Below are 6,668 nucleotides of genomic sequence, written 5' to 3' on the forward strand. Positions count from 1 at the left end.
CGTGATAGTCGGCGGTCCGTGACCAGGCCCCACGGCCCTCTGCCGGAAGGGCACCGGCGACGCCGTCCAGCTGCAGGAAACCTGCGTCCCACAGGTCCGCTCTGGCGCCGAGGAGACGGCCCTGCAGAGCCGTCATCCGCGCATCCGCCGCCTCCGGGGTGGCGCCCCAGACCTGAAACCGGACGACGCATTCAAGCTGGCCGCCGCGCAGCTCGACCGCGGGGAACGGGCCGACGGCCCCCAGACCGCGCAGGTTGCCCAGTCCGAGCGCCCGATCGCTGACCTGGAGCACGACAACCGATGGGCCGGGCGTTACGCCGACGGGCTCGGCATCAGGATCGAGATAGCCGGAGAGCACCTTGAGGAGCGCCGAGACGGCCTGGTCGGACGATGTGATCACAGTTGGGCCCGGCGGGCTCGCCGCCGCCCGGAGCGCCTCCGGCCGCACCGACGGCGCGACCCCCGACGGCACGGCTCCGGACGAGACGGCATCCGACGGCACAGCGCCTGGTGACAGGACACTCAACGGCCCGGCGCCCGGCGACGCAGGCGGCGCTTCACCCGCCGTGACCAGCGGTTTCCGGCTGCCGCCGCGGGTGAAGAGACTCACCGAAAGCCTCCGCCCGCCCGGACGACGCACTCCACTCGGGTTGCCTGCATGGAATCATGGTGCGCCGGCAGCGTCACATACCCGTCACCGCCGCGTCCGGCGCAGCGTCACCACATCCTGTCCACGAGCGCTATCGGCCGATCGGCCGATGTTCCGCGGCCGGTCACCAGTCACGATCTGCATGTGCCCTACGCATCGAGTACGTTGGCGACGCGTAACCGGACTCGCCCCCGGATCGTCCTGCTCAACGGCTTCCAGCTCGTGCTGGGAGGCGCCGCGCGGCCCGTCCCCCTCGGGGTGCAGCGGCTGCTGGCGCTGCTGGCGCTACGTCCCGACGCGGTGCCGCGCTCCAACGTCCGGGGCATCCTGTGGCCGGATGTCGGCGAGAGCGCGGCCAACGGCCGGCTGCGGACCGCGTTGTGGCGGGCCGGGCGGCTGCACGACGGCCTGGTGGAGACCTCCCCGACCTGTCTTCGACTGGCCGGGGACGTGCTCGTGGACACGCACGAGACCGTCGCGCTCGCCCACCGGCTGCTCACGCCGGCCGACGTCGACACCGGCGAGCTGATCCAGCCGGCGTTGACCGGCGAGCTGCTGCCTGGCTGGTACGACGACTGGGTGCTGTTCGAACGCGAACGGCTGGGCCAGCTGATGCTGCACGCCCTGGAGGCGCTGGCCGTCCGGCTGCTCGCCCTGGGCCGCTACGGCTCGGCCGCCGACGCGGCCTACGCGGCGATCCGGGCCGACCCGTTACGGGAGAGCGCGCAGCAGGTGCTCATCCGGGTGCACCTGGCCGAGGGCAACGTGCGCGAGGCCGTGCGCCGCTACCGCGCCTATGCCGGGCTGCTGCGGGACGAGCTCGCTCTTGCGCCCTCGGCCGCGCTGACCGAGCTGGTGTTCCCGGCGGGCGGGCAGACCTCGGCCAGGCACCGCGCCGGCGGGAACACAGCCGGCGGTGACGTTCGCTCGACGGCGAGGTGACACGACGGGTCGACAGTGCCGGGATGGTGGACAGCATCGGAATGGCAGACGGCGCCGGGATGGCGGACGGCGGCCCTCCACGGCCCGGGCTGCTGGTACTGACCGTCCGGCCCGGCCCGCGGGGCGGGCTGATCGCCCGGCTGCGCATGACCACCGACGTCTCCCGGACCGAGCTGACCGCCGTGACGACCGCGTCCCCGACCGAGGTCGTCGACCTGGTGCGGCGCTTCCTCGACCAGGTCCTGGCCGACTGGTCCGGTTGACCCGGGTGCCTGCCCGGCGCGGATACCGGGCCGGGCAGGCACCGGGCCGGACAGATACCGGGCCGGCTGGTCGGGGTACCGGGTACCGGGTACCGGGCACGACCGCGCTACCTGAGCTCCGGTCCGATGTTCGGCGGATAGCCGGCCGGGTCGTCGGCCCGGAGGACGAACGCGGCCAGTTCGACGCGGTTGGCGACGTTGAGCTTGCCGAACACGTGGGCCAGGTGGGTCTTCACGGTGCTCAGCGATATGGCGAGGGCACGCCCGACCGCCGGGTTGGACAGGCCGCGGGCAACGGCCCTGGCAACCTCGCGTTCGGCCGGGGTCAGCGCCGCCCAGCCCAGCGCCGGCCGGCGCCGTGATCCCCGCGACCTGCCGGCGGAGGCGGTCGCGGTGGGACCGTCGAGTTTCGCGCTCTCGTCGGCGGCGTCGAACACCGCCGCGGTCATCCGGGCGCGGCGGTCGGTCAGGGTCTGCTCCGCATCCCCGAAGGATCCCAGGCCGCCGTGGCGGCGCTGAACCTCGCCGGCCTCACCGGATGCGTCCAGTCGCTCACGCGCATAAGCCGCGACGGTGTCCAGCAGCTGGTACCGGCTGTCGACGGCTCGCCGGTCGGTGACAACCAGTGAATGGTCCACCAGCGTGGTCAGGGCTTCCAGCACGTCCTCGCGGGCCAGGGCACCGAATGCGCAGACCGCCTCGACCTCGGCCATGCGCGCGCCACCGGCGAACACCGCCAGGCGACGTAAGAGGATGCGCCCGAGCTCGTCAAGCAGGTCGTAGCTCCAGTCGATGCAGGCTCTGATCGTCCGGTGCCGCCTCGGCGCGAACCTGCTGCCACCCGCCAGCAGCTTCAGACGGTCGTCGACGCCGCGTGCGATCTCGGGAAGCGAAAGCACCCGGGTGCGGGCCGCGGCCAGCTCGATGGCCAGCGGCAGGCCGTCGAGCCGGGCGCAGACCTCGGCGACCAGATGCCGGTCGAGCTCCGCGCCCGGGGCCGGAGACACGGGCACGCCGCCATCCACCGCCGTGACGCAGGTGGATGGCCCGATCTCGGCGCCGGCTCTGGCCAGGAACAGCTCCACCGCGTCGGCCTGCGTCATCGGGGGGACCCGCCACGCCACCTCGGCGCCGACGCCCAATCGGACCCGGCTGGTGGCCAGCAGATGGACACCGCCGCACCTCGGGAGCAGCACCGACGCGAGCGCCTGCACCGCGTCGGCCACGCGGTCGCAGTCGTCCAGGACCACGAGCAACCGACGTTCGCCGAGTTGGTCGGCGACCCGTTCCAGCGGCGCTACGTCGAAACGATCCGGCATACCCAACGCAGCTATCAGCACTGACGGTAACAAACTGGCGTCAGTCAGGTCACCGCAGGATAACCAGAACAGCCCGGCCGGGAACACCTCACCACGGCACTCTGCCAGCCGCGCCATCACCTGATCGGCCAGGCGGGTCTTGCCACAGCCACCCGGACCGGTGGCCGTGACCAGCCGCTCCCGCATGACGAGGCCCGCGAGCGCGACAATGTCGGACTGCCGTCCGACGAAGTCGGTGAGCGGCACCGGCGCACCCCCCGATCCTGATCGACCGGGCGGGCACCCGCTGTCATCACGGCCGCCGCACCGGCCGCACCATCCCCCGATGCTTCCAATGGCTCACTCATGGTCCAACATGCGCCGGATCTCGCCTGTCACCTATCGGACTCTCCCGAAGACCGGAGAACCGCGGCGCCCGGAACTGCGACCTGGAGCAGAAAGATGCTCAACTTCCGCGGCGGCAGGTACCGCATCAGCCGCCGGTGCCATCCTCTGTCACCAGTGCGACGAGGGGCTGCCGGGGCGATACGGTGACTTCCACGAACTACGGTGACTTCCACGAACATCGGCGACTTCCACGAACATCGCCGTTTCCATTTCGTCGGCACCCCGGCCTGGATCGCCCCCGAGCAGGCGACCGGCGACGAGATCACCGCGGCCACCGACGTCTTCGCCTGGGCCGGGATCGTCGTCTTCGCGGCCACCGGCCAGCCGCCCTTCGGCACCGGCCGGCCCGAGGCCGTTCTCAGCCGCATCCTGTCCGGCGGCCCGGCGGCCGACTACGACCAGCTCGCCGGGCCGCTGCGGGAGCTGGTCCGCGCCGCCCTCGCCCGCGATCCCCGGCAGCGGCCGTCCGCCCGGGCGCTGCGGGACGACCTTGCTGGTACCAGCCCTGCCGGTACCAGCCCTGCTGTCAGCGTTCCCGCTGTCAACGGGAGCGCTGACAGCGACCGGGCAGCTGACGGCACGCAGGCGGCACCCGCCGAATCCGCCACCGCGCCGCCCCCCACCGTCACCATCCCGGTGCGGCCCACAGCCGTGGCGGTGGAACCACCGTTGCCGGCCACCGTCCACGACCAGCCCGTCATCCCCGCACGGCCCGCACGCTGGGCGCGGCCGGCCGTACTCGGCGCCGCCGTGGTTGTCGTGGCCGGGGCGACGATCGCCGGGATCCTCGCCGCCCAGGGGGCGGGGACGACGCCGGCGGTTCCGGCTCCGGAGCGGGAACGGCGGTGGCGGATGCCTCCTACCAGGCAGACGGCCCGTGGCGGGCCGTCGTCCGCAGCACCCTCCCGGTCCCGACCGACACCTGCGAGATCGTCCTGACCTCCGCCGACACCGGCGAGAGCGTCCTCCACCAGGGAGGGCTGTCCGGAACGTGGTCGTTCCAGATCTCCCACCCGGGAAACTTCCAGTGGCAGGTGAGCGACCCCGGCTGCCTGGTCGAGCCGCAGGCCGGAGCCGGAGCCGTGACGCTGCCCTTCACCCACCAGGCCAACACCGGCGACACCGACGCGTTCACCGCTGAGGGCCGCGTCGCCGTGAAGATCCTGGACTTCAACGGCGCCGAGGAATGCGGATTCATCCTCCGCGACGCCACCACCGGCGAGGACCTGGACCACGGCACCGTCCAGCCCACCAGCGCCAACACGTCGCTGCTGCTGGACCCGGCCGGCCGCTCACAGCTCTATCTGATCGACACCAGCGGCCGGTACTGCGGCATACAGGTGTCGTCCGCCGCCACCTGACCGGGACTCGGCCGTCGAGGCCGCGGCGTCAGGCTCCGGGGCCGGCCGGCTGCCCGCCCAGGCCACCGGAGACAGTGCCCGACGCGCGCGTGAGCGCGTCCGCCGCCTGCGACAGCGCGCTGTAGGAGAGGCCCGCGGCGGCGCCGTAGATGTCCTGGGGGCTGCTCGTCCCGGCACCGCCGGCGCCCGGCCCGGCGGCAGCGCCCGGCCCGGCGCCGAAACCGGTCGGGCCGGTGTCCGCGACGGTCCCCGCCGTAGGGCCGACGGACCTGGCCGCGACCGAGACGGCGTTCGAGGCGCCGGAGAGGGCACCGATGGACAGGCCCACGGCGGCCTGGAAGAGCTGGGTGACGCTCGTGTCGACACTGGTCGCGCCGCCGGCGTCGGCGCTGGTGCCGGCGCTGGTGCCGGCGCTGGTGTCGGCGCTGGTCCGGGTATCGGCGGAGAAGGAGATGGACGCGCTGGCCGGAGCCGCACCGAGGAGCGTGGCAAGCGCTCCGGTAGCGGTGAGGACGCCGGCGCGGCGCAGGGCTCTGGCGTTCATGCTTGCCCCCAGCAGGTATCCGTAGTGTCGATCTATCTCCTGCAAGGTAGCCCTCGGGCAGGGGCCGAAGGGCCCGCCGGCCAGCACTGTGGTAGTGATCTCCACCGTCCCGGCGCGGACATCGCCTGCGGATGTCGGGAAGTCGTTTTGTGTTCTTATGCCTACTGTGAGAATAAATATTCGATTAGGTGAGGTTTACCTGTTCTTCTGGTACCTTCCCTTGAGTCCTTCTGACGAACAGTGACCGTACGGCGATGGCGGAGGCGGCAGACGTGTGGGCGGATCTCGTTCCGAACCTGCTCATCGGGTTACGCGAGGGTTTCGAGGCAAGCCTGATTGTTTCGGTTCTGGTCGCCACGCTCGTGCGTGCCGACCAGCGTGCCCGCCTCCCCCAGGTCTGGACGGGAGTGCTCGCCGCCGTCGCCCTCTCGGCGAGCTTCGGCGCGGTCCTCACCTTCGCCGCCGCCTCGATGTCGACCGCGGCCCAGGAGACGTTCAGCGGTGTGCTGAGCCTGATCGCGGTCGGTTTCGTCACCGTGATGGTCTTCTGGATGCGGCGGTCGGCACGGACGCTGTCCGGTGAGATCAGCGGCCGGGTCACCGTCGCGCTGGCGCTCGGCCCTGGCATGCTGGTCCTCACCGCGTTCCTGGCGGTCGCCCGGGAGGGCCTGGAGACCTCCCTGTTCGTCTGGACGACCACCCGGGGCGCGGACGAGTCGGCCGGCCCGCTCGTCGGGGCCGTCGCCGGGATCGCGCTGGCCGCCGCCGCGTGCTTCGCCATCTACCGGCAGACGCTGCGGATCAACCTGACGAGGTTCTTCACGATCACCGGCATCGGGCTGGTCGTGATCGCGGCCGGCGTCACCGGGTACGGGCTGGCCGACCTCCAGGAAAGCGCTCTCCTGCCGGGCGGGGCGGCCACGGCGTTCGACCTGAGCGCCACCATCGACCCGAGCTCCTGGTACGCCAGGCTCACCGAGGGCATCCTCAACATCACCCCGCGGATGACCGTGCTGCAGGTCGTCGGCTACCTCGCCTACCTGGTGCCGGTGCTGCTGCTCTTCCTGCGGGGCGCCGGCGCCACCGCCCCGGCCACCGCCCCGGCCGCCGCCACCACGCCGACCGGCACCGCCGAAGCGACCGGCACCGAACCGACCAGCGCCGCGGCGCCGGCTGGCTCCCTCGAACCGGCCGCGGCCGCCG

Annotated in this window: 7 protein-coding genes and 1 pseudogene; 5 read left to right on the plus strand and 3 right to left on the minus strand. The window is 72.4% G+C overall.

What is annotated here, in order from left to right; genetic code table 11:
• A pseudogene (locus NBW84_RS14335) lies at nt 1–400 on the minus strand (hypothetical protein); the annotation flags it as partial.
• Nucleotides 401–793: 393 nt separating this feature from the next.
• On the opposite strand from NBW84_RS14335, the gene NBW84_RS14340 reads away from it, so the two are divergent.
• Complete coding sequence (locus NBW84_RS14340; RefSeq protein WP_250285229.1) at nt 794–1,591, plus strand: BTAD domain-containing putative transcriptional regulator; 798 nt, start codon at nt 794–796, stop codon at nt 1,589–1,591.
• Between the two features lie 41 nt (nt 1,592–1,632).
• Nucleotides 1,633–1,854, plus strand: a complete 222-nt coding sequence (locus NBW84_RS14345; RefSeq protein ID WP_250285230.1) for a hypothetical protein — start codon at nt 1,633–1,635, stop codon at nt 1,852–1,854.
• Nucleotides 1,855–1,961: 107 nt separating this feature from the next.
• Here NBW84_RS14345 and NBW84_RS14350 read toward each other — a convergent pair whose 3' ends face one another.
• The gene (locus NBW84_RS14350) at nt 1,962–3,419 is read right to left on the minus strand and encodes a LuxR C-terminal-related transcriptional regulator (protein ID WP_250285231.1); all 1,458 of its coding nucleotides are present in this window, start codon (nt 3,417–3,419) and stop codon (nt 1,962–1,964) included.
• A gap of 303 nt (nt 3,420–3,722) precedes the next feature.
• Between NBW84_RS14350 and NBW84_RS14355 the strand changes: the two genes are divergently transcribed.
• Complete coding sequence (locus tag NBW84_RS14355; protein ID WP_250285232.1) at nt 3,723–4,499, plus strand: protein kinase domain-containing protein; 777 nt, start codon at nt 3,723–3,725, stop codon at nt 4,497–4,499.
• The gene (locus tag NBW84_RS14360) at nt 4,406–4,921 is read left to right on the plus strand and encodes a hypothetical protein (RefSeq protein ID WP_250285233.1); all 516 of its coding nucleotides are present in this window, start codon (nt 4,406–4,408) and stop codon (nt 4,919–4,921) included. Before NBW84_RS14355 ends, NBW84_RS14360 begins: the two co-directional genes overlap by 94 nt.
• Before the next feature lie 28 nt (nt 4,922–4,949).
• On the opposite strand, the gene NBW84_RS14365 is transcribed toward NBW84_RS14360, so the two are convergent.
• Nucleotides 4,950–5,465: a hypothetical protein gene (locus NBW84_RS14365; RefSeq protein ID WP_250285234.1), complete on the minus strand. Its 516-nt coding sequence runs from the start codon at nt 5,463–5,465 to the stop codon at nt 4,950–4,952.
• A 254-nt stretch (nt 5,466–5,719) separates the two neighbouring features.
• Here NBW84_RS14365 and efeU point away from each other — a divergent pair.
• Nucleotides 5,720–6,668, plus strand: a 949-nt coding sequence (gene efeU, locus NBW84_RS14370; protein ID WP_250285235.1) for an iron uptake transporter permease EfeU, incomplete at its 3' end; no start/stop codon positions are given.

The organism is Protofrankia sp. CiP1_Cm_nod2, from assembly GCF_920664355.1.
GTDB lineage: Bacteria > Actinomycetota > Actinomycetes > Frankiales > Frankiaceae > Protofrankia.